This window comes from Vibrio sp. 10N.247.311.12 (assembly GCF_041467515.1).
Classification (GTDB): Bacteria; Pseudomonadota; Gammaproteobacteria; order Enterobacterales; family Vibrionaceae; genus Vibrio; species Vibrio crassostreae_C.
In genome coordinates, this window is record NZ_JBFSUV010000017.1 from 1 (window position 1) to 2,337 (window position 2,337).

Sequence of the window (2,337 nt, forward strand, 5' to 3'; positions counted from 1 at the left end):
ATATTCATCAACGAGTGCCCACACAGATTGATAGGTTTAAATTGTTAAAGAGCTTCTCTTCGTTGTGACTTACATCACTTCGGAAGAGGCGGCCATTCTAGCGATTTAATTCTCAGTGTCAAACACTTATTTGGAATTAATTCCTACTTTTTAAAAGTAGAAGCGAATCATCGCTTAAAGCTAGTTGCCTTACTAACATTTCTCGCTGAAGCCTTGTGGCGTCTGCCGTGTCAGTGAGGCGGCATTATAGAGATGCCGCTCATATTGGCAAGCAATAAATGCGTTTTTTATTAAAAAAAGAGGTTAAGCGAAGACATTTCAACCAAGGGCTTATTTATACCACTTTCACCCCAAGTTTCGAACAAATTACCCACAACGACCTGTGGATAACTACTCTCCACTATCAAAAAAGTAAGATAAACGAGCCCTAGGGTTTAGATACTCTCGAACTTGTTCAGGTAATTTGCTTGGATGAACGGCATTAACGATTTTGATCTCTTTAATAAAGAGGTCAATGATCGGAGCTTGGGTTCTTGGCACGCTAGGATCATAGATAAGTACATTTGGATAAAGCATATGTTTAGCGTTAACGGATATCACAATCCCAATCGAGTCATTTGAAAGCTGTACTACAGTTCCTGGTGGATAGACTCCCATGAACTTAACTAACAGCCCCAAGTTATCTTGGCTATATAGATGCTTGCAGCTCTTATATAGGTGGGACAGTGCCAAATACGGGATCATTTGTTGAGATTGCGTTTTACCATGGCAAAGGTTATCAAATGCATTAGCCACGGCGACTATCTTGGCAAATTCATCAATCTCATGTTCTTTTAAGCCCTCGGGGTAGCCAGAACCATCATTCATCTCATGATGTTGAGCGATCACCTTTTTAGCACTTTCAGGAAAGTCATCAATTGCCGATACAATATCCGCACCGTATTTAGTATGAAGCTTCAGGTAGTTCTCTTCTGGCACCGTTAGTGCACTCTGCTTTCTTAGTATCGCGACTGGTATTTTGATCTTGCCTACATCGTGAAACAACGCTGCGAATGAGAGGTCTTTCAATTGCTGTGTGTTATAGCCTTTGGCCTTTCCTATCATCAGTGCAACAACCGAAACATTTAGAGTATGAAAGTAAATATCTTCGAAATCTGCTTTAGCATTCATAAGGTGCAAGGTGACGTTATCATCGCTCACTAGAGTTTCAACGATATCATCAACAAGAGCCTTAACCTCCCCTACCGCATCTAAAGGTCTGTTACGGATCTTGGTCATCACAGATCGCATTCGAGCAAGCGAACGTTCAAACTCTCTCTCACAATGACTCACCCTGCGGCGGTAAGAGCTAAGGGTTTCGATACGCTCATGCTTATCTTTCCACATTCTTTCCGTTTCAAGGCTTACCTGTGAATCAATATCGACTTCTTGTTCACCTACGTGATTAACAGGTAAAGGTGAGGTATCACTTTGACTCAGGTTTATATAGACGTGCTTAATCCCAAGATGTCGAATTACTTTTACTTGAGCGTCATCTTTGATTTTAAAGCTGTTGAATAAAAATGGGTGTTCATTCCATTTTACGGGGAGTCGTATATGCAGACCGGGCTGAATGCGATCTACGGTAATCTTTATGCTGCCCATTTTTATATATAATATTGATGATTAATCTCTATTTATAATTCTAATAAAACCAAGCAGCAATTTCACTATCCAATTTCACAGGCTCAACTTAAAGAGTCGCAGTGCACCATCCAGCGTATACCGAATTTATCTTCTACTTTGCCAAATCGAGCCCCCCAAAAAGTATCTGCGAGTGGAGTCATTATCCGCCCTCCCTTCTTGAGCTTTTCAAAGATTTGTTCTTGAGTCGCGCTATCTTCAGTCACAAGAGAGAGAGCGAGATTGTTGCCTTTGAGTTCTTTTGCCTTAACACCATCAGACATCATCAGCTTCATACCAAACGCTTCGAACTCAGCATGCATAACCCAATCAGGTTGAGCTCCCTCTATTACCTGTGGTGCATCACTAAAAAGCTGCTTAGATAAAACCACACCACCAAAGCACTTGTGATAAAAATCCAACGCTTCACTACAACGACCATCAAAAAATAAGTAAGGGGTTACTGTCAGCATATTTCTCTCCTCTGTTAGTCCTTTAAACATAGACAATAGAAGAGAGAATGACAGGTAACATCATGATTTAAGATAATTAATTCATTATCAGACCGAGTAGCGAAGCGAAATTATGGGATTTAGGAATGAAACATCAAGATCTGTCTAATTGAAGGGCAACTGCAGCGACACGCTGGATTTTAAATTCACAAACGCCTAAAAC

The 2,337-nt window shown here is 40.7% G+C and carries 2 protein-coding genes; both read right to left on the minus strand.

Annotation, left to right across the window (positions count from 1 at the left end; translation table 11 throughout):
* Window positions 1–390 precede the first annotated feature (390 nt).
* Complete coding sequence (locus AB6E30_RS09280) at window positions 391–1,644, minus strand: HD-GYP domain-containing protein (RefSeq protein ID WP_017063746.1); 1,254 nt, start codon at window positions 1,642–1,644, stop codon at window positions 391–393.
* A gap of 83 nt (window positions 1,645–1,727) precedes the next feature.
* A complete protein-coding gene (locus AB6E30_RS09285; RefSeq protein WP_229647442.1) occupies window positions 1,728–2,135 on the minus strand; it encodes a VOC family protein in 408 nt (135 codons plus the stop codon).
* Between the last annotated feature and the right edge of the window lie 202 nt (window positions 2,136–2,337).

Coding starts and splice junctions, on each gene's coding strand:
- AB6E30_RS09280 (WP_017063746.1), bottom strand. CDS start 1,644: ATGGGCAGCATAAAGATTACCGTAGATCGCATTCAGCCCGGTCTGCAT.
- AB6E30_RS09285 (WP_229647442.1), bottom strand. CDS start 2,135: ATGCTGACAGTAACCCCTTACTTATTTTTTGATGGTCGTTGTAGTGAA.